Raw genomic sequence first — 19,819 nt, forward strand, 5'->3', positions numbered from 1 at the left:
TGGCCATGAGATTTGCCGGCAGGCCAACGGTTCTCAGCCGTTGCGACGCACGAGGGCGGCCTTGCGGGCCTCGGCGAGTTTGCGGGCCTCGCCGGCCTTTCGAGACTTGCCGCCGGCGCCGCGGGAGGGGTCCTTGCTGGTGCCGAAGCCGCGGAAAGGAGCATTGCTGTTCTTGGGCCGGGGGACGGCGGCCCCGCCGTCGAGCGGAGTGCCGGAGGGAGTCTTGGCGCCGGTGATCCGGCTCAGCTCCGCCTCGCCCGAGCGCACCTTGGTGACGGTCGGCTCGATGCCGGCCCCGGCCAGCATTCGGCTCGTCTCGCGCCGATGGCCCGCCGGCACGAGCGTGACCACTCTGCCCGACTCACCGGCGCGGGCGGTGCGGCCGGCCCGGTGCACATAGTCCTTGGGGTCGGTGGGCGGGTCGACGTTGACCACGAGATCGAGGTCGTCGACGTGCAGGCCACGGGCCGCGACATTGGTAGCCACCAGAACGGTGATCTGGCCGTTCTTGAACTGCGCCAGGGTCCGTGTGCGCTGCGGCTGGGACTTGCCGCTGTGCAGGGCCCCGGCGTGCACCCCGCTGGCCCGCAGATGCCGGGTGAGCTGGTCGACGGCGTGCTTGGTGTCGAGAAACAGCAGTACGCGGCCGTCACGGGCGGCGATCTCCGTGGTAACCGCGTAGCGGTCAGGTCCGTGGACGACCAGAACATGGTGCTCCATCGTCGAGACCGTGCCCCCCGGCGGGTCGACCGAGTGGACGACGGGGTTGTGGAGGTAGCGGCGGACCAGCTGATCGACGTCGCGATCCAGAGTGGCCGAGAACAGCATCCGCTGACCGTCGGGGTGTACCTGGTCGAGCACGTCGACAACCTGCGGCAGGAATCCCAAGTCGCACATCTGGTCGGCCTCGTCCAGGACGGTGACCCTTACCCGTCCCAGGCGGCAGGCGTTGCGCTCGATCAGGTCGTGCAGGCGTCCGGGGGTGGCGACGACCACCTCGGCTCCCTGGCGCAGCGCGGCGACCTGCCGGCCGATCGACATGCCGCCGACGATCGTGGCCATCCGCAGCCGCAGTGCCTCGGCGTACGGCGCCAGCGCCTCGGTGACCTGTTGGGCCAGCTCCCGGGTGGGCACAAGGATCAGAGCGAGGGGCTGCTTCGGTTCGGCGCGCCGCCCGGCCGTACGTGTCAGCAGCGGCAGGCCGAAGGCGAGCGTCTTGCCCGATCCGGTGCGCCCGCGCCCCAGGACGTCGCGCCCCTCCAGGGCATCGGGCAGTGTGGCGGCCTGGATCGGAAAGGGTTCGCGCACCCCGAGTCCGCTCAGTGTCCGCAGCACCTCCACCGGCAGTTCCAGACCGGCGAAGGAGACGGCCGCGGGCAGCGCCGGGGTCGTGGCCCCGGGCTGGGCGGGTCCGCCGTGAGCGATGCCGGAGTCATCGGGATGCTTCATGAACAGCCTTCCGCAGGGGAACGTACCGAGGAAGGCCCGGCAGGATCGAACAGTCCCCTCACCAGCGGAACCGAACAGGCAGAATCGCCCACCGCGACGACCACGCAAACGCATCACCCTAACACAAGACGTTACATCGCGCCGTGATACCGATCGCCCGCCCGAGTCGATGACCCGACGCGGACCGCCTCACGCACGGCGAGACCGTGACGGCCTGAGGCTGCATCGCGAACGGCTTGAAGAAGGAGCCCATCCCACGGGGCGAGCTGTCGAGCCACGCACCAAGTCTTCGAGCAGCGCGCCGGGCGGCGCAGCAGGCCCTGCCGCGGATGCAGGTCAGCAAGCCCGGACACCGTCCGGTGCTGACCATTTGCTGACAGCTGTCCTCGGCGAGCCGTGCGCAGGAACGGAAAAGCTCTGCGTTGTTCAGCCCGGCCGGTTCTTCCAGCAGGTTCGGGTCGGCACAACGAGGACAGCCTTGAGCTGCTTGATCGCCTACGTGCAGGCCTCGACTGCCGAGCCCTTGGTGCGTTTGTACATCCGGGCGATCTGCACTGGTCCGTCGACTGAGTTGGCCTGAGCACGCGCCCGCCCGCTCAGCACCGCCCGGGCCGCGTTCTGGGCCTCGAGCGGGTCGGACTTGCCGCGCCGGCGACGGTCGGTCCGGTCCGGACGGTTCACGCGAACACTTCCACGCCCTGGGCCAGCAGGTAGCGGGACAGGGCGGCCCCGAAGGAGCCGGTCCCCTCCACTCCGGCCCGCCGAACCGTGCCCAATTCCCTGGCTCACTCCAGCAATTCGCTGTATCCGGCCGCAGTGGCCGGGAATACCTCGATGCCGATCACTTCCCCCACCAAAGAGAGCACGGCAGCCGCATGAGCGTCCCGGTGCGTGTCCACTCCAAGGACCACCTCCCCCGTCGTCCGGCGCCGGGGGGTACGTCGGGCAGGGAACGTACCGGTCATCCTCGTTCACCTTCCGACCCGACGGCTCATCGCGTAGCCGGCACCGGACCGGGCGGACGGTCAGAACCGTGACGACGCCTGGTCGGCAAGCCCCTATCGAGACACACCCGGCCGGCCCGGTACCAGCAACGCACCATCCCCGGCCGGCGGTCGTGGGCAAGACACCCCGGTCGCAGATCTCAAGAGTCAGACCCCGCCGCAGGACAGCACCTGCCGATTTCCCCTGACTCAGGCCTCCCCGACCCGGGCCCGCAGTACATGCTCAATCCCAGCTCTGGAACACCCCGAAGTCGACTCGGGCCGACCACAACGGACCGCGACGGTCGACATCACGTTCAACCTCGACACTTCAGCGGCCGTGAGCGCATGCCCGGGCCCTCGGTTCGCCCTGCTCCTTCTGTGTGATCGCGGGCGGGGTGCTCACCGCCCGCGCGACCCGCGAGGCCACCCCGGCACCCGCGGCGGTCGCTGTGACTGCGGATGCCCTCCTGTCCTGGGCCCGGGCAGCGGGCAGGTGAGACGCTTGCCGACCTGAGCGCCAGTACGTCTCCGGCGTCGGGTCGTATCGGGCGCTCGTTGGATCACACAGGCAATGGATCGCCCTGTCCCGCTCTCCGGGTACCGTCAGGGTATGAGTCATCCGCACCCCGAGCTGAAAGCCGCACCGCCCCTTCCCGAAGGAGGGCTGCGGGTCATCGCCCTGGGCGGCCTGGGTGAGATCGGCCGCAACATGACCGTCTTCGAGCACGCGGGCAAGCTGCTCATCGTCGACTGCGGCGTACTGTTCCCCGAGGAGACCCAGCCCGGCGTGGACGTGATCCTGCCGGACTTCACCTCGATCCGGGACCGGCTGGACGACATCGTGGCCGTGGTACTCACCCACGGCCACGAGGACCACATCGGCGGCGTGCCGTACCTGCTGCGCGAGCGGTCCGACATTCCCGTCGTCGGCTCCAAGCTGACGCTGGCGTTCCTGGAGGCCAAGCTCAAGGAACACGGCATCCGGCCGCGCACGGTGCGGGTGCGGGAGGGCGACCGGCGTGGCTTCGGGCCCTTCGACTGCGAGTTCGTGGCGGTCAACCACTCCATCCCCGACAGCCTCGCGGTCGCGATCCGCACCCGGGCCGGGATGGTGCTGCACACCGGCGACTTCAAGATGGACCAGTTCCCTCTCGACGACCGCATCACCGATCTGCGCGCCTTCGCCCGCCTCGGCGAGGAGGGCGTGGACCTGTTCCTCACCGACTCCACCAACGCCGAAGTACCCGGCTTCACCACCTCCGAGCGAGAGCTGAACCCGGCGATCGAGCAGGTGATGCGCACCGCGCCGCGCCGGGTCATCGTCTCAAGCTTCGCCAGCCACGTGCACCGCATCCAGCAGGTCCTGGACGCCGCCCACCAGCACGGCCGCAAGGTCGCCTTCGTCGGCCGGTCGATGGTCCGCAACATGGGCATCGCCCGTGACCTGGGCTATTTGAAGGTCCCTTCCGGTCTGGTCGTGAGCACGAAGGAGCTGGAGAAGCTCCCGGACCACAAGATCACTCTGGTGTGCACCGGCTCCCAGGGCGAACCGATGGCCGCGCTGTCACGGATGGCCAACCGCGACCACCTGATCCGCATCGGCAAGGGCGACACCGTCCTGCTCGCCAGCTCCCTCATCCCTGGCAACGAGAACGCCATCTACCGGGTGATCAACGGACTCACCCGGTGGGGCGCCCACGTGGTCCACAAGGGCAACGCCAAGGTGCACGTCTCCGGGCATGCCAGCGCCGGCGAACTCGTCTACTGCTACAACATCGTCAAACCCCGCAACGTCATGCCCGTGCACGGCGAATGGCGGCACCTGCGGGCCAACGCCGACCTCGCCATCCGTACCGGTGTCGACCCCGACCGGGTCGTCATCGCGGAGGACGGCGTCGTCGTCGACCTGGTCGACGGACGCGCATCCATCACCGGCAAGGTGGCCGCCGGCAACGTCTACGTGGACGGCATGGAAGTCGGCGGCGCCACCGAAGCGTCCCTCAAGGACCGCCTCACCCTCGCCGCCGAAGGCGTGGTCACGGTGGTGGCGATCGTCGACGCGGACACCGGCGCTCTCGCCGAGGCCCCCGACTTCCTGGCCCGCGGCTTCGTCCACGACGACGCCACCTTCGAGCCGGTCATCCCCGTCATCGAGAAGACCCTGGCCACCGCAGCCGAGGAAGGCGTCGGGGACGCGCGCCAACTCGAACAACTCCTCGCCCGCGCCGTGGCGAACTGGGCGTTCCGCACCCACCGCCGCAAACCCCTCATCATCCCCGTCATCATCGACGCCTGAGCCATAGCCCGGCGGCACGGTCCCCGTTCCGGCCGCGGCCCCGCCCGCGACGGACTCCCGGGCGGTGCCGCCTCAGCGGCGGCCAGAAGCTGCCCCAGTTCCAGATCCCCGCCACCCATGGCAACCTCCCATCGGTTGCCGCTCCTCCTTCCCCGGGTTCGCCCCTCGTCACCCACTACATGCATCACGCCCGCTCGCGGTTCTCTCTGCCGTGGAGTCCGGTTGACGCGTTGAGCCCGCCTGAGCTGCGGAACGGCGGTGCGGTCCCTCGGCGGCCTCATCCGCCGACAGGTGTTGCCTCGGGTTCGGGCGTTCTGATCAGGCTGATGTCTTCGGCTGAGGCTTGCCGCCCTCGGCGCGCAGTTGCTCGTCGATGCGCCGCGCCTTTTCGAGCTGGTCTTCGAGGATGACGATGCGCCAGGCGGCCTCTATGGCGGTGCCCTGGTCGACGAGTTCGCGGGCGCGGGCGGCGATGCGCAGCTGGTACCGGGAGTAGCGGCGATGGCCGCCATCGGAGCGCAGCGGGGGTGATCAAGCGGTTGGCATCCGGGCCCCCGACGCGTCTCGATGCCGCAGCTGCCCACCGCGCCGCCTCGTACCGGACGGTGCTGGACCTCGACGGCGTCACGATCATGGACTCCGGCGGCGTCAACACTCTCCTCACCACCCACCGAACCGCGCGTCGGGGGTCGGCTACGACGGGCAGCACCCAGTGCCTCCGTCGCACGCCTCTTCCAGATCGTCGGCCTCGGGTGAGGGAGAGGCCGCCGGCGCAGGCGCGCAGGCGATCCCCTCGCCAGGGAGGGACGACGGCACACACGGAGCGCGCCATGCAGGCGAAGCCGGTGCCCTGCGAACCGGCACACCGCGTCATTCCGAAGGAATGCGAAACTCGAATTCGGGACGGTCCCACAGGACGGCGGGCGGGTTCGCGAGGGCGGTCCCGATCCGTACTGCACCGACGCGGTGGTAGAAGTCCGCGGCGGGAAGGTGCGACACGACCATGACACGGTCGAGCCCGGCGGCACGGGCCTCGGATAGCATGTGCGCGACGAGCAGTCGTCCAATACCCCGTCCTTGCGCTTCGTCGGCGACGAACAGCAGGTCGAGCTCCGGTGGAGCGAGGACGAGCGAGTAGAACCCGAGGACCCGGCCTCCATGCTCGTCGGGGCCGACGGCTACGTAGGCGCGGTGGGCCTCGATGTAATCAGGGCCGACCCGGTAGCCCGCCACTGCGGCTGCGTACTTACCCTCGTAGGCGCCTGAGCCACGCACGAGCCGTGTGAGCCTTTTGGCATCCCGCGCGACGGCCCTCCGTATGGTGATCGGCTGACTGATCGGGGAAGTGCGTGAACTCATCGGGAGAGTATGTCGCACCGGGGGGTGCCTTGGTTCGGAGGGGTCGGCTGCTCGGGCAGGCGTTCCTGCACCGCTCCGGATCCTTCGGAGACCAGTGCCAGGCACGACCGGGTCCCTCGCCGCGTCCCCGGAACGAACGTGCCATGCCCGCTGAGAACGCCTCCGTCGCCGGCGACCTCGACGATGACGACTATCCCGCCTACGCCATGGGGCGGGCCGCGGACGTTCTCGGCACCACCCCCGCCTTCCTCCGGGCCGTCGGTGAAGTCGGACTGATCGCTCCTCTGCGTTCGGAAGGCGGCCACCGCCGTTGTTCCCGCCGCCAGTTGCGCATCGCCGCCCCCGCCCGTGCGCTTGTCGACCAGGGCACCCCCATCGAGGCCGCGTGCCGCATCGTCTCCCTTGAGGACCAGCTCGACGACGCCCTGCGTCTGAATCGGGCAATACACCGGAAGCTGGACGAGCACCGCGCAGATACCTAGTCCCGCCACTACAGATATACACCCCGGCGCGGGAGGATAATTACCGGACGCTCCCGAAAACGTATGCCCGTCTCCATCCGGCCTGTGTTAACGTGAGAGCAGTTGCAGTTTTGGTTGCCAGAGATTTTTTCTTTGCAGAGCTTTCCGGAACTTTCCGGAGGGGTGATCATCGCGGCGACTCGGCTCCGCAAAGTGCGGAGACCGGCACTGCCCCCCAAGGGAGATTCAATATGGCATCTGGCACCGTGAAGTGGTTCAACGCGGAAAAGGGCTTCGGCTTCATCGAGCAGGACGGCGGCGGCGCTGACGTGTTCGCCCACTACTCGAACATCATCAGCAACGGTGGCTTCCGCGAGCTTCAGGAAGGCCAGAAGGTTAGCTTCGACGTCACGCAGGGCCAGAAGGGCCCGCAGGCTGAGAACATCGTTCCCGCCTGACGCAGACGCGAATCGTCGCGAGCCAGTGGTTCGCGCATCATGTGGCTGGGGCCCGTGCTCTTGGGGTACGGGCCCCAGCTCATTGATTTTCCGTTTTCCGGATTTTCCGGACCGCCGGCCGTCCCCGCTCCAGCGCCACGAGGGCCGGCTCTTTTTTTCTTCGGCTCATTCTTGCGAATCCTCGTGCGGTCATCGCCGCTGGACGGAATTCCTCGATACGCCGCATCGTGGAAGGTTCTTCCGTGAACCGCACACCCCGTCACACCGGCACCGCTTCCGGCGGCCGCTCCCGTACGCAGGGGACGGGCCGCCAGGGTCCCCGTCCGGGTACCGGACGAAAGACCGGCCAGGGCGCACGCTCCGCCCTGCGCCGACATGAGTTCGCCCTGCCGGTCACCCTCACCGAGCCGCTGCCGGCGGTCGAGGCGTTCAGCGAACTGGACGTGCCCGCAAGGCTGTTGGCCGCGCTCCGCGCCGAGGGCGTGACCGTGCCCTTCCCGATCCAGGCGGCCACACTGCCGAACGCACTGGCCGGCCGGCACGTCCTGGGCCGAGGTCGGACGGGTTCGGGCAAGACGCTCGCCTTCGGTCTGCCGGTACTGGCCCGTCTGGACGGACAGCGGGCCCAGCCCCGGCAGCCGCTCGCCCTCGTCCTCGTCCCCACCCGCGAACTGGCCCAGCAGGTCACCGACGCGCTCACCCCCTACGCCCGCGCCCTACGGCTGCGGCTCGCCACCGTGGTGGGCGGCATGTCGATAGGCCGCCAGGCGAGTGCGCTGCGCGACGGCGCCGAGGTCGTCGTGGCGACGCCCGGCCGCCTCAGGGACCTGATCGAGCGGCGGGCCTGCCGGCTGGACCGGGTCGCCGTCACCGTGCTGGACGAAGCCGATCAGATGGCCGACATGGGTTTCATGCCGCAGGTGACCGCGCTGCTCGACCAAGTTCCCGCGAGCGGCCAGCGGTTGCTGTTCTCGGCCACGCTGGACCGCAACATCGACCTGCTGGTACGCCGCTACCTCGTCGACCCCGTGGTGCACTCGGTCGACCCGTCCGCGGGAGCCGTCACCACAATGGAGCACCACCTGCTGCACGTGCGCGACGCCGACAAGGACACCGCCGCGACCGAGATCGCCGCCCGCGACGGACGCGTGCTCATGTTCCTGGACACCAAGCACGCGGTGGACCGGCTCACCAAGCACCTGCTGTCCGTCGGAGTACGAGCCTCGGCCCTGCACGGCGGCAAGTCCCAGTCACAGCGCAACCGGACGCTCGCTCAGTTCAAGGACGGCCACGTCACGGTCCTGGTGGCCACCAACGTCGCCGCCCGCGGAATCCACGTCACGGGCCTCGACCTCGTCGTGAACGTAGACCCTCCCGGCGACCACAAGGACTACCTCCACCGCGGCGGCCGTACCGCACGCGCCGGCGAGTCCGGCACGGTCGTCACCCTCGTGCTGCCACACCAGCGGCGAGCGGTGGACCGTCTGATGGGCGACGCCGGAATCGCTCCGCGCACCGTACGGATCCGCCCTGGCGAGGCCGAGCTGCACCGCATCACCGGCGCCCGGACCCCCTCCGGCGTGCCCGTCGTCCTCGCCGCACCGGTCGAAGGACGACCCGACGGCAAGGGAGCCGTCGGCCGGCATCACAGGAGCCGGGCTGCCGGCCGTGGGAGGAGCGGCCAGGGGGCCGGTCGTGGCGGAAGAGGCCGGGCCGCCGCCCGGGGCCGTCGGCCTGCACCGGGGAACAACCCATAGCTCAAGCCCGGGGAGGCGCTCCCTGCGGTCGGGACGAGCCGTCGCCCGTCCTGCCCGCCCCAACGAAGGGGCCGCGGCCACCGCGGCGGTGGAGGACTTCGCGTCCCCCGTCTCATCCTTGATCAGGATCCCGTCACCGCCGTCGACCAGGTCGACGTCCGCCAAGCACCGCTTGTTCGTCCCCCACCGCGCGGGACAGCAGATGGTGCAGGCGGTGCGGACCCCGCTCCCCGATCGCGTCGGCCAGGCTCCAGCAGTTGACATCCTCGAGCTCCATCGGCATGCCCCGTGCTTTGATGTTGCGTCACACCACGTCATGATCAAGGCGGCCGTCCTCGTGCCCGCGGCCACCCCGGTGTCTCCCTCCGGCGATTCCCAGTCGGCCGCAGCATCGGCGTACAGCCGATCGGGGCGTGCTCGTCGCGCCGTACGTCTTTCTCGTCGTGGTTTTCGCCGGTACGGTCGCCCTCCAGGTCCGCGTGACACCGCCAGCACTGGTAAGGAGTGACGTGAGATTCCCGTTCTTGTCACCGAAACTCGAGGGGAGACCAACCGCAGGCCATCGCTCTCGGCCTCGCGCTGTCCCCGTCCTCACGATCGGTGCCCTTCTGGCCGCAACTCTGCTTCCACTCACAGTGGGAGAGGCTTCCGCCGGCACCGCCACGACGTCCGCCGATCCGTCGACCTCCGAGAGCGTGAACCTCGCCCTGCTGCCGGGCGCGGTCGCCACTGCCAAGTCCCAACGCATGACTGCACCCGCGGCGACGTATGCGCCCGCCAACGCGATCGATGTGTTCGTGCACGACGGATGGACCTCGAACTACGCGTCGGTCGGCAACGGCTACGACCCGACCCAGGACTGGTTCCAGGTCAAGCTGGCCACGCCCGCCCCGGTGTACGAGGTGTTCAGCCGCTGGACCTCTCCGTCCAAGCCGACCGAGTACGACCTGCAGGTTTCCACGGACGCCGACTGCCAGACCTGGTCGACGGTCGCCCACGTGGTGAATCCGGCCGACAAGGATTCGCAGGTGATCGATCGCAAGGATCCGATCTCCTGTGTCCGGATGCAGGCCCTGGCCACGACGTCCACCATCGGTTACACGCTCAACGAGTTCGAGCTATGGTCCGGCCCCAAGCCGCCGCCGACAGTGGGTCAGATCATCCCCGTGCCGGTGAAGCAGACGCCCGGCAGCGGTCAGCCGTGGGTGCTCACGGACAAGTCCCGGATCGTCGTCTCCAGCAGTGCCCTCGCCTCGACGGCAGAGGTCCTCGCCGGCTACCTACGACCGGCCACCGGGTTCGTACTCCCCGTGGTGACGGATTCCGCCACCTCCGCCGACATCTCCCTCTCGCTCGGACCGGTGTCCGGCATCCCAGAGGACATGGCGGACGAGGGCTACTCCCTCACAGTGTCGAGTACGGGCGTCAAGATCGTCGCCCCTCAAGCACACGGTCTGTTCAACGGCTTCGTGAGCCTTCGGCAGCTGTTGCCGGCGGCGATCAACTCGTCCGTCACCGGCGTGGGGCCGTGGACGGCGCAGCCCATCACAGTACTGGACTACCCGCGCTACGCGCATCGAGGTCTTCAACTCGACCCTGCCCGCAACTTCATGACCGTGGCCGAGATCCGGTCCATGATCGACCAACTGGCAGCGTTGAAGGGCGACCGGCTGCACCTGCACCTGAGCGACTCGCAGTCCTGGCGCCTGCAGATCAAGGGCTACCCGGCTCTGGACGGTACCGGGTGCAACGGGTCGGGCTGTATCCCGGGCTTCTACACGCAAGAGGACTTCAAGAGCCTGGTCAAGTACGCCGCCGACCGGTTCATCGAGATCGTCCCCGAACTGGAGAGCCCGGCCCACGCCACGGCGGCGGTCAGGTCCTTGGGCGGCGTCGCGGTCATGGGCTGCCAGGGCCAGACCCAGACCGACCGCTTCTGCACGAACCCGAACGACTCGGCGAGTGCACGGGCGCTCGCGTTCTGGCGGGACGCGATCGCACAACTCGCCGCGATCTCGCCCGCACCGATCATCCACATCGGCGGCGACGAAGCCATCGGGATGCCCCACGAGGACTACAAGTGGTGGATCGGGCAGATGGAGTCCATCGTCAACGCCAACGGCAAGCGGATGATGGGTTGGAATCCCGCACTCGAGGGCTACGCACCGGGTTCGACGTCCATCAACCACTACTGGTCCGACTACACCGGCGGTGGCCCGCCGCTCATCAAACCCGAGTGGTTCAACCAAGGCCGCGACGTCATCACCACCCCGGAGTGGAACGCCTACCTCGACTTCGGGTACGACGGGTCGCCCGGCCGGACGCCCCGGACCGAGCTCGACAAGGCCTACGGTTGGGACCCGGAATGGGTCTACGAGAAGTACCGCTCCGTCTGGGCGCAACCGGCATACGGCGGACCGAAGGCAAAGGACATCATCGGCATCGAGGCGCCGATCTGGGGCGAACAGATGCGTGGACTGGCCACCAACGAGTTCATGGTGTTCCCACGGCTGGCCGGAATCCTGGAGAAGGCCTGGTCTCCCAAGGTGCTCACCCAGGACTACGACGCGTACCGCCAGCGGCTCAGCGTCGCCGGGCCGCGATGGGCCTTCGCGAACGTGAACTACGGTTCCATCGCCCAGGTCACCTGGAGTACGGAGTCGATGGGCACGGTCACCCGCCTCGGCGTCGACAGGACCCTGAGCAACGCACCCCTGGGCCGGTTGGCCGCCGGCTCGATTCCGCCGGGTGAGTTCACGGCGGTGATCGACTGGGGCGACGGATCGCCGACCCAATCCGCCGGCATCACAGCACGGGACTACGCGACGAGCCAACGTCAGGGCAGAAGCCTGATGACGGTCAGCGGAAGCCACACCTACCCGGCGGACGGGACGTACCACGGGACCGTCACCTACAGCCGTCAGGACCAGACGTGGGTCGTGCCGTTCGTCGCGACCGGCGTCCCGTCCTGTACGTCGATGGTCACCGGGACGCACCAGGGCCCGTTGACCTTGTCCTCAGGCGTCACGTGCCTCGACGGCGCGACGGTCTCGGGACGGGTCACAGTGGCTGCGGGTGCTTCGCTCTACGCATCCGGGTCCGTGCTCCGCGGCCCGGTGACGGCCTCCGGAGCAGGCAACGTTCTGCTGTGCGGTACAACCGTCTCCGGACCGGTGGACGTGACCGCCGCAACCCGCGTCTGGCTCGGCAACCGGAACGGCGAGTGCGCGCCGACGACGGTCGGGGGTTCGGTGGAGGTCAGCGGTTCGGCCGGTCAGGTGACGATCGACGGCGCCACCGTGGCGGGCCCGCTCGTCCTCAAGAACAACACCGGCTCCACGATCGTCTCCGGTAACCACATCAGCGGGCCACTGTCCTGCACGGGCAACTCCCCCGCACCGACCAACGCCGACCAACCCAACGCGGCGTCCGGCCCGATGTCGGGCCAGTGCGCCGGATTCTGACACCCGGTAGGGGAACATGGCGGCCCTGCGCGCGAGCTGCGCAGGGCCGTGGTTCTCCTCGCTTGCCGGATGAAGGGCGGTGCCCAGCACCATATGACGTCCGCGCTCACCGGTGGGTGGTGCGGGCGTCCTGTCAGGGTCGCCCGAACTGCACGCTTCGCAGCGAAGCCCGATGCGGCCTTGCGCCCTGCTCGGTTCCGTCTCCGAGCGAGGCGGTGGTTCCAGCACGGCATGGTGACAGGCCTGCTGCTGCCGCGCCTGTGCGGTCGCTGCGCCCTGCCCGCCTGCTGCTCTGGCGGCCGGCCCGCAGGTCCGGCACGGAGCGCGAGGAATCCCCCGGTACTTCCCGCGTAGTAGGCGGTGTGCCGCCCATGGGACGACGACGTCAGCGCGGCCCGCGTCCAGGATCAGAGGCGACGCTCGACCCCCGACAGGACACACACCGGACACCGAGGACCCAAGGCCCGTGGACACCCCGCCTCAGAAACCCAGCCCGTTCGCCCCCACCACCCGAACGACGCACCCGCAGGAGCCGCGCCGCCCAGGCCGCCGCGGCACGCTGCCGCCGCAGTGGCGCAAGGCGCTACGGGCCACACACGTGACGGTCTCGGTCGGGCTACTGGGCAGTGACTCCGCCGTGCTGGCCCTGGCCTCGGCGGGGCGGCTAGGCAGCGACCCGGTGACCGTCTACCCAGCCGCCCACCTGATCGGCGAGCTGCTGCTCCTGCCGCTCGCCGTGCTGGCCCTGGCCACCGGCGTCGCGCTGGGCCTGCTCACGCCCTGGGGTCTGCTGCGCCACTGGTGGGTGGTGCTGAGCCTCGCGATCACGGCCGGGGGTACCGTCCTTGCCACGTTCGTACTGGTTCCGGGCCTGGGCACGGCGGCCTCGGCGGCACTGGCCCGGCATCCTGTCGCCGACGCCACCGGGCTGGTCCGCGATTCGGGCGCAGCCTGCTGCGTGCTGATCGCGACCGTCGTGCTTTCTTACGTCAAGCCCTTCGGGACGGTGCGCCGCAGGCCCCGACCGCGCCCTGAGCCGCGGCGCGCAGCGCAGTAACAGCATCCACCTGGGACAAGCACCTTCATTGCAACCGCGGTGGCACCACACTCTTCGTACAGGACTTCGCGCTGGAGATCATCCCGCCAGCTCACGTTGGGGCTGCCGTGTGCCGGGCAGACGGAACAAGAGACCCGCGGGTTGGCTGAAGGAGAGACCGTGGCACAGGACTCATCATTGAGGGCTGTCGGATGGGCGCGTTCGTTGCCGATCAGCAGCGGAGTGACGGCGGCCAGGGACTGGACCCGTAAGCATCTGGTCAGCCTCGGCTGGGAACGGACGGCACCGGATCTGGTGGACTCGGTCGTGCTGGCCGTGTCCGAGCTGGTCACCAACGCCCATGCCCACGCCGGCACCGCCGCGCAGCTCATCCTCACGTGGGACGAGGAATGCCTGCATGTGACTGTGCATGACGCCTCAACGCAGTTGCCCCAGCAACGTCACGCAGATGACAGCGCCCTCGGGGGGCGCGGGCTGCTCCTGGTCGACGCCCTCGCCGACGGCTGGCAGGTCCGCCGTTGCCCCCGCGGCAAAGACGTCACCGCCTGCTTCCAACCGCCCTCACCAACGCAGGCGACATAAGCGGGGGAACGACCTGGCCGGAGACCGCGCAGGTTCCTTCTTTTCCGGATGGCCTCTGGGAGTCAGCGGCTGTGCACGGCGCCCTTTGCCGCCGTGCTTCGGGATATCGAAGTCGGCCGCGGACCGCCGGTGTCTCCCGCGTGTTGCTCGATCCCGCCCGGTCAAGGCTGACACACGGGTAACGGACTGGAACGGCCTCCTGCGGCGGTACTTTGCCAGAAGGACCGGCCTTCCCCGGCCCAGTAGGGGCAACCTCGACGCGGTCGCTGACGAGCTCAACAGCCAGCCACGCAAAACGCTCGGCTGGGAAACCCCAGCCGAGCGCCTGCATGAACTGCTCACGGCCTGATCAACGCGACCATGTGTTGCAACGAAACATGGAATCCGCCGTACCGGCCGGGCCCTACAAGGGGGCGAGTTCGGGACAGGTCACCATCGGTACCAGCGGCCGCGGCCACCGCCGGCGCTCGTGGAGCGCATGACGAATCCCAGCAGCCACAGCACCAGGACGGCGAGTGCCACCCACCAAAGCACCTTGGCGGCGAAACCGACACCGAAAAGGACCAGGGCGAGAAGCAGAACAAGCAACAAAGGAACCATAGTTACCGACCTCCTGAGCGCCGTATGCCCCGCCATTGTTCCTTCATTCCATAGCTGTGGCTTGTTTGTGCAGAGAGGGCCGGGGCACAAGCGGGCCACAGCAAGGAGAAGGCGCATTCCATGGCTGCCGGCGAGAAGGCCGAGGCGAAGACCGAGCAGGCCAAGGGCAAGGCCAAGCGATGTCTGTCAGACCAAGGAAAAGACCAAGGATGCCTTCAAGCGCTGACGACGTCTCTTTCTTCGAAGGGCCCTCCCGGGCATGCCCGGGAAGCCATTCCAGGTATCTCGGCGGAAGTGGTTGCAACCGCAGCCACTCGGCCCGGCGGAAGTGCCACGTTGTCGCGTAACCGTCCGGTGAGCGCACGTCGTGCTCAGGAATCGGGTGCGGTGTCGGTTTCGGGGTGGATGGGGAAGATCTGGTCGAGGCCGACGATGCGCAGGGTGCGCAGGGTGTGGGCGGGTACGGCTGCGAGTGCGATGTCCGCTTGGGCGGCGTGGGCGTGGTTATGGGCGGCGATGAGGGCACTGAGGCCGCTGGAGTCGCAGAACTCCATGCCGCCCAGGTCCAGGATGAAGCGCTGGCCCGGCCGGAGGGCGATGGTGGGGATCAGTTCACGCAGTTTGCTGGCGTTGTCGTAGTCGAGCTCGCCGAAAATCTCCAGAACGGGACCCATGGCAGCGTCTCGGATGGTGATCTTCAGTGGACTCATTGGCTGCTTCTCGTCAGGGGATCGGGAGTTGGAACGCCGAGGGCGAGCAGGGCGGTGTCGTCGTCGAGGCCGTCGCCGAAACTGTTCAGCAGGCCGGTCAGTGCCTGGATCGCAGCGGGCGGGGGCTTGCCGGCGTGGTCGGCGGCGAAAGCCAGGAGGGCCTCGTCCCCGTAGAGGCTGGTGCGGTCTTCGCCGGTGCGGGCTTCGGTGATTCCATCGGTGTAGAGCAGGAGCATGTCGCCGGGAGCGAGCACGGTCGTGGCGGCGGTGAAGCGCGCGAAGGGCAGGACGCCGACCAGGAGGCCACCGGGAGTGGGCAGATAGCCGGCGGTGCCGTCGGCACGCACGGTGATGACCGGAGGGTGGCCGCCCGCGGCCAGGTGGACGGCGACCTGCCCGGAATCGGGGTCGGGCTCGAGGGTGCCGAAGACCACGGTGCAGTAACGCGGATCGCCGCTGCCGGCATAGCGCTCGTGCAGCACGGTGTTGAGGGTGGTCAGGGCGGAGACGGGGTCGGGGTCGTGCAGGGCGGCGGCACGCAGGGTGTAGCGGGTCAGTGAGGTGAGTGCGGCGGCTTGGGGGCCCTTGCCGCACACATCACCGAGAAAGAAGCCGAAGCGTTTGCCGTCGATGGGGAAGACGTCGTAGAAGTCGCCGCCGAGCCGGTCGGGATGAGCGGTGTGGTAGTAGGCGGCCGTCTCCACCCCAGGCACCTTTGGGAGGGTGTCGGGCAGTAGTGACTGCTGGAGGACGGCGAGGGCGTCCTGCAGCCGGGCTCGGTCGGCCTCCGCCTGTTTGCGTGCCTCCTCGGCGGCTTTCCGGCCGCGCAGGAGTTCCTCTTCGTAGGCGCGGCGGTCCCGGGCGTCGAAGACGGTGGTACGGATCAGCATGGGCTCGCCGGTACTGCCATGCTTGATCGCGGAGGAGACCAGCACAGGCATCCGGCCGCCGTCTGTCTGCTTGATCTCCAGGGCGATAGCGCTGATCTCGCCCTGCATGCGCAGCAGCGGCGCGAAGTGCGTCTCGAGGTACAGCTTGCCGCCCACCGTCAGCAGGTCGGTGAACCGCATCCGGCCCACCACCGCCTCGCGCTCCATACCGAGCCAGGTCAGCAGCGTCGTGTTGACCTTCGCAATGGTGCCGTCCATCAGCGTGGACAGATATCCGCACGGTGCGCTTTCGTAGAGTTCCTCGGCGCTGTCCTCCAACAGTGCGGCGAACGCCGCGTTCGATATCTTCTCGTCGTCGGCATCGTGCGGGTCGGGCTGCTGCCCGGTACGGCACATCATCACAGGGCCGCCAGGAACTCTGTGATCGCCTTGTTGGTGGCTCCGGGCGCGGACAGGTGGGGACAGTGCCCGGTGGCCTCGAGAGTGATCAGCGTCGAGCCGGGGATCGCCTGGTGGACGAAGGCGCCCACCTCCCGGGGCGCGATCACGTCCTGGGTGCACTCAAGCACCAGGGTCGACACCCTCACGCTCTTCAGGTCGTCCCGCGAATCCGACAGGAACGTGGTGCGGGCGAAGACACGCGCCATGTCCGGATCGGTGGCGCAAAAACTGTTCTTGAGCTCCTCGCCGAGTTCCGGCCGGTCCCCGTTCCCCATGATCACAGGGGCCATCGCCGCCGACCAGCCCAGATAGTTCGACTCCAGTGACGCCAGCAGCTCGTCGATGTCCTCGGTGCTGAAGCCGCCATGGTAGCCATCGTCATCGATGTACCGCGGAGACGGCGCGACCATCACATGCGCCCCGATCCGCCCCGGAGCCATGCCGGCCGCCAGCACACCGATCATCGCGCTGACGGAATGGCCTACGAACACCGCGTCGCGCAGATCGAGCGCCTCGCACACCTCCACCACGTCCTGGGCGTAACCGGTCAGGGAGGCGTACCGGTCCTCCGAGAACGCGGCCGCGTCCGAGCGGCCCGAACCGACGTAGTCGAACAGCACCACGCGGTAGTCCTCGGCCAGGGCAGGCAGCGTCAGCCGCCACATGTTCTGATCGCAGCCGAACCCATGAGCCAGCACCACCGCCCGCCCCTGCGGGTTGCCGGTGACGGTGACGTTGTTCCTGCGAGCGATATCCATGCTCGGCAGTCTCTCAGGAAGCACCCAGAGGCCCAATTCGGCCCTGAAGCCTCCTCATTGCGCCCGGCGCTTCACACACCGGTTCGTGGTAGAGACCCTCTACCCACTCCTGGATGTCAAGGTCTCACCGGAGGAGCGGGCGCATGGCGGGACTTGCCGGTGACGTCGCTGAGCAGGCAGCTGCAGGCGGCGCGAGCATGAGTTCATCGAGTACCGCGGCGGCACCGGGTGTGACGAAGCCCGATGCGCCTCGGCCTGCTGCGTCGTGTCATAGCCGCGGCCATGGGCAGCGATCCTCAGCAGTTGATCGGCGAGCTGGGCTTTCTACGTCTTCGCGCCGGTCGTCACGCCCCGGGGACCATGCCAGTCCAGGACGACAACAGTGGCGTCGTCCCTGAGATTTCCCCGGCAGGCGTCCAGCACCGCGGTGGTCAGGCTGCGCGCGGCCTCCCTGGGATGTGAGGTGCGGGTGTCCCACACGAGGGAGGGCAGGTCGACGGCTCCGGCGGCGCGTTCCTGCATCCCGTCCGTGAGCAGGATCAGACGGTCGCCGGGGAGAAGCTGGAGTTCCTGGAGACGGTAGGTGGTGGAGGCCACCGCGCCGAACGGCAGGTTGACGCCGAGCCGGACCTCTTCGACCTCGGTGGCGCCCAGGCGCAGGAGCAGAGGCCGGGGATGCCCCGCGTTGACCAGTTCGCAGGTCCCCGTCCTGAGACTGATGCACAGCAATTGCCCAGTGGCCAGACCACGGCCGTGGGCCAGGAGGGCCTCGTGGGCACGTTGGGCCTGCTGGAGTGCGTCACAGCCACTGCGGCGGGCGCCGCGCAGAGCACCGACCAGGAGGGTGGCCAGCAGCGCGGAGTGGGTGTCGTGGCCCATGGCGTCGGTGATGGACAGATGCAGTGTGTCGCGATCGAGTGTGTAGTCGTAGGTGTCACCGCCGATGTCGTCGGCCGGCACCAGCTCAGCGGCGAGGGTGAACTGGGGAGCCTCGCAGCAGGCGGCCGAGGGGAGCAACTGGTGCTGGATCTCGGCGGCCAGGCTGGTCTCGGTGGTGCGCCGGCCCGCGTGGTACAGGTCAGTGAAACGGCGGTCCGTGACGATGATGTAGGCCAGTGCGTGCGCCGCGTCTTCGATCTGGGCGAGCACGGTGTCGTCATGGTTCTGCAACGTTGCCTCCAGCAAACCGATGCAGTCGCCGCGGTTGGTCACCGGTGAGATCACCCGCCGCCCGCCCTGGCCGTTCGGTTCCACATGCTGGCGCTGGCTGCGCAGGACCGCGCTGTAGACGCTGCCGTCCAGGTCGATCGGCTCGGCAGCGCCCCCCATGTCATCCTCGACCTGCGTGGTCAGGCGCAGCAGCCGCCGGCCCACGAGGTCGACGAACAGGAACGACACGCGCTCCGCCCCGAAGCGCTTGCGCAGGTCGTTCGCAAGTACCTCGACGGACTCCCCTGGCGGTGCGGCCTCCGCGGCGGCCAGAAGCTGCCCCAGTTCCAGATCCCCGCCATCCATGGCAACCTCCTATCCGTTGCCACTCCTTCTTCCCCGGGTCCGCCCGTCTTCATCCAGTACTTGCATCACACCCGCTCGCGGCATTTGCTCTTCCAGCAGTATCCGCCTCGGCCCGTCTGAGCCGCAGAACGGCGGCGCGCTCGCCAGGTGGTCGAGGACTCGCAATGACCCCTTGCTGATCTTTCTGACGCCGCGCCAGGCTCATGCGAAGGTGCGTCATGGGATCTCGGCAGCGCTTTCCATTCCAGTCGACATCGAAGGGGATCTGCTCCCGCACCCACCGGCGGTATCAGGCTCTCGCGCGCTTCGGGTGCAGCGCGTCCTCGGATCGCTCGATCTGCGGAATCATTCCTCCGAGGCCGGGGAAAGATCACGCCGCCTGGACGGCGTTTCCGAGCTGTACCGCTCGCTCGGCATGATCGACCAGCGCATCGCGCGGGCCGTCACACAAGACAGGAAGGGGCACGCGGCCGCGAATCTCGTCTACCACCAAACCGTCATCGTTGTCACCGCCCTGTTCCCGCCAGAGGAGGGACGGTGCCTGGCCGATGCTAGCGTGCACACCCCTGCCGCCGGCCGGTGCCACCCGAAGCTCGCCGATCACTACCGCGTAGACGCCGCGCCCCGGGGCCGGGCGCGCCGCTGGAGCGCGCGGTGGCGTCAAGACACCGGTAGTCGATCATGGATCGGTGGATCAACTTTCGCAGCGTGAGCACAAATTACACACACCCCCTCTTCATAGCGGCCCCGATGGTCTAGATTGACCGTGCTTCAGCTGTTCGGGCACGAAGCGACCAATAATGATCTTTGGTCCGGCGCTACGGAAACCAGCAGTCACGTCCCCGGCACGAGACGTGGGGATGATCAATTCTTGGAGCCCGAGAGGGTGCCTTGGGTGGGGGGAGCACCCGAGGTTTCGACGGATTCCCACCACCTCGAGAACCTGGCAGGACAGGCGAGTCCGCCGCCGCCAGGGTGGTTGTTCAAGTAGCTCTGCAAGAGCCGGGATGTCGTGCGCGGGGGGTGGGGGCCTCCC

Annotated in this window: 16 protein-coding genes and 2 pseudogenes; 9 read left to right on the forward strand and 9 right to left on the reverse strand. The window is 68.5% G+C overall.

What is annotated here, in order from left to right:
* Positions 1-33 precede the first annotated feature (33 nt).
* Both BZY54_RS33675 and BZY54_RS52415 read right to left on the reverse strand, forming a co-directional pair.
* A complete protein-coding gene (locus BZY54_RS33675; RefSeq protein WP_086729121.1) occupies positions 34-1,449 on the reverse strand; it encodes a DEAD/DEAH box helicase in 1,416 nt (471 codons plus the stop codon).
* 495 nt (positions 1,450-1,944) lie between these two features.
* A complete protein-coding gene (locus BZY54_RS52415; RefSeq protein ID WP_208640851.1) occupies positions 1,945-2,130 on the reverse strand; it encodes a hypothetical protein in 186 nt (61 codons plus the stop codon).
* A gap of 915 nt (positions 2,131-3,045) precedes the next feature.
* Between BZY54_RS52415 and BZY54_RS33685 the strand changes: the two genes are divergently transcribed.
* The gene (locus BZY54_RS33685; protein ID WP_086729122.1) at positions 3,046-4,731 is read left to right on the forward strand and encodes a ribonuclease J; all 1,686 of its coding nucleotides are present in this window, start codon (positions 3,046-3,048) and stop codon (positions 4,729-4,731) included.
* Positions 4,732-5,049: 318 nt separating this feature from the next.
* Here BZY54_RS33685 and BZY54_RS53835 read toward each other — a convergent pair.
* Positions 5,050-5,256: pseudogene (locus BZY54_RS53835) on the reverse strand (MerR family transcriptional regulator); the annotation flags it as partial.
* Positions 5,257-5,601: 345 nt separating this feature from the next.
* Complete coding sequence (locus tag BZY54_RS33695) at positions 5,602-6,090, reverse strand: GNAT family N-acetyltransferase (protein WP_167414114.1); 489 nt, start codon at positions 6,088-6,090, stop codon at positions 5,602-5,604.
* Between the two features lie 143 nt (positions 6,091-6,233).
* Here BZY54_RS33695 and BZY54_RS33700 point away from each other — a divergent pair, with 143 nt between their 5' ends.
* The 7 genes and pseudogenes from BZY54_RS33700 to BZY54_RS53840 all read left to right on the forward strand — a co-directional run.
* Positions 6,234-6,572 (forward strand): helix-turn-helix domain-containing protein, encoded by a 339-nt coding sequence (locus tag BZY54_RS33700; protein WP_086729124.1) that lies wholly within the window; start codon positions 6,234-6,236, stop codon positions 6,570-6,572.
* Between the two features lie 230 nt (positions 6,573-6,802).
* Positions 6,803-7,009, forward strand: coding sequence for a cold-shock protein (locus BZY54_RS33705; RefSeq protein ID WP_067116135.1), 207 nt, complete (start codon positions 6,803-6,805; stop codon positions 7,007-7,009).
* Between the two features lie 242 nt (positions 7,010-7,251).
* The gene (locus tag BZY54_RS33710; protein ID WP_244217472.1) at positions 7,252-8,766 is read left to right on the forward strand and encodes a DEAD/DEAH box helicase; all 1,515 of its coding nucleotides are present in this window, start codon (positions 7,252-7,254) and stop codon (positions 8,764-8,766) included.
* Positions 8,767-9,401: 635 nt separating this feature from the next.
* Positions 9,402-12,230, forward strand: a complete 2,829-nt coding sequence (locus BZY54_RS33715; protein WP_086729126.1) for a beta-N-acetylhexosaminidase — start codon at positions 9,402-9,404, stop codon at positions 12,228-12,230.
* A 466-nt stretch (positions 12,231-12,696) separates the two neighbouring features.
* A complete protein-coding gene (locus BZY54_RS33720; protein WP_086729127.1) occupies positions 12,697-13,287 on the forward strand; it encodes a hypothetical protein in 591 nt (196 codons plus the stop codon).
* 159 nt (positions 13,288-13,446) lie between these two features.
* The gene (locus BZY54_RS33725; RefSeq protein ID WP_086729128.1) at positions 13,447-13,869 is read left to right on the forward strand and encodes an ATP-binding protein; all 423 of its coding nucleotides are present in this window, start codon (positions 13,447-13,449) and stop codon (positions 13,867-13,869) included.
* A gap of 190 nt (positions 13,870-14,059) precedes the next feature.
* Positions 14,060-14,218 (forward strand): annotated as a pseudogene (locus tag BZY54_RS53840) (IS30 family transposase); the annotation flags it as partial.
* A gap of 80 nt (positions 14,219-14,298) precedes the next feature.
* Here BZY54_RS53840 and BZY54_RS33735 read toward each other — a convergent pair.
* From BZY54_RS33735 to BZY54_RS33755, 5 genes are all read right to left on the reverse strand, one after another.
* The gene (locus BZY54_RS33735; protein ID WP_086729134.1) at positions 14,299-14,469 is read right to left on the reverse strand and encodes a hydrophobic protein; all 171 of its coding nucleotides are present in this window, start codon (positions 14,467-14,469) and stop codon (positions 14,299-14,301) included.
* 371 nt (positions 14,470-14,840) lie between these two features.
* Positions 14,841-15,179, reverse strand: coding sequence for an STAS domain-containing protein (locus BZY54_RS33740; protein ID WP_086729130.1), 339 nt, complete (start codon positions 15,177-15,179; stop codon positions 14,841-14,843).
* Positions 15,176-16,465, reverse strand: coding sequence for a PP2C family protein-serine/threonine phosphatase (locus BZY54_RS33745; protein WP_086729131.1), 1,290 nt, complete (start codon positions 16,463-16,465; stop codon positions 15,176-15,178). The genes BZY54_RS33740 and BZY54_RS33745 overlap by 4 nt, the downstream gene beginning before the upstream one ends.
* A 2-nt stretch (positions 16,466-16,467) precedes the next feature.
* Positions 16,468-17,268: an alpha/beta fold hydrolase gene (locus tag BZY54_RS33750; protein WP_086729132.1), complete on the reverse strand. Its 801-nt coding sequence runs from the start codon at positions 17,266-17,268 to the stop codon at positions 16,468-16,470.
* Between the two features lie 324 nt (positions 17,269-17,592).
* Positions 17,593-18,783: a PP2C family protein-serine/threonine phosphatase gene (locus BZY54_RS33755; protein WP_086729133.1), complete on the reverse strand. Its 1,191-nt coding sequence runs from the start codon at positions 18,781-18,783 to the stop codon at positions 17,593-17,595.
* A gap of 172 nt (positions 18,784-18,955) precedes the next feature.
* Here BZY54_RS33755 and BZY54_RS50470 point away from each other — a divergent pair, with 172 nt between their 5' ends.
* Positions 18,956-19,495, forward strand: a complete 540-nt coding sequence (locus BZY54_RS50470) for a hypothetical protein (RefSeq protein ID WP_143668177.1) — start codon at positions 18,956-18,958, stop codon at positions 19,493-19,495.
* Positions 19,496-19,819 lie beyond the last annotated feature (324 nt).

Origin of the sequence: Streptomyces carpinensis (assembly GCF_002154505.1) — a bacterium.
GTDB classification, from domain to species: Bacteria; Actinomycetota; Actinomycetes; order Streptomycetales; family Streptomycetaceae; genus Streptomyces; species Streptomyces carpinensis.

Excerpts from the sequence above, each read along its gene's own strand:
- BZY54_RS33740 (WP_086729130.1), bottom strand. The coding sequence starts at position 15,179 with ATGAGTCCACTGAAGATCACCATCCGAGACGCTGCCATGGGTCCCGTT.
- BZY54_RS33755 (WP_086729133.1), bottom strand. The coding sequence starts at position 18,783 with ATGGATGGCGGGGATCTGGAACTGGGGCAGCTTCTGGCCGCCGCGGAG.
- BZY54_RS33705 (WP_067116135.1), top strand. The coding sequence starts at position 6,803 with ATGGCATCTGGCACCGTGAAGTGGTTCAACGCGGAAAAGGGCTTCGGC.
- BZY54_RS33700 (WP_086729124.1), top strand. The coding sequence starts at position 6,234 with ATGCCCGCTGAGAACGCCTCCGTCGCCGGCGACCTCGACGATGACGAC.
- BZY54_RS33750 (WP_086729132.1), bottom strand. The coding sequence starts at position 17,268 with ATGGATATCGCTCGCAGGAACAACGTCACCGTCACCGGCAACCCGCAG.
- BZY54_RS33685 (WP_086729122.1), top strand. The coding sequence starts at position 3,046 with ATGAGTCATCCGCACCCCGAGCTGAAAGCCGCACCGCCCCTTCCCGAA.
- BZY54_RS33695 (WP_167414114.1), bottom strand. The coding sequence starts at position 6,090 with ATGAGTTCACGCACTTCCCCGATCAGTCAGCCGATCACCATACGGAGG.
- BZY54_RS33745 (WP_086729131.1), bottom strand. The coding sequence starts at position 16,465 with ATGTGCCGTACCGGGCAGCAGCCCGACCCGCACGATGCCGACGACGAG.
- BZY54_RS33675 (WP_086729121.1), bottom strand. The coding sequence starts at position 1,449 with ATGAAGCATCCCGATGACTCCGGCATCGCTCACGGCGGACCCGCCCAG.
- BZY54_RS33735 (WP_086729134.1), bottom strand. The coding sequence starts at position 14,469 with ATGGTTCCTTTGTTGCTTGTTCTGCTTCTCGCCCTGGTCCTTTTCGGT.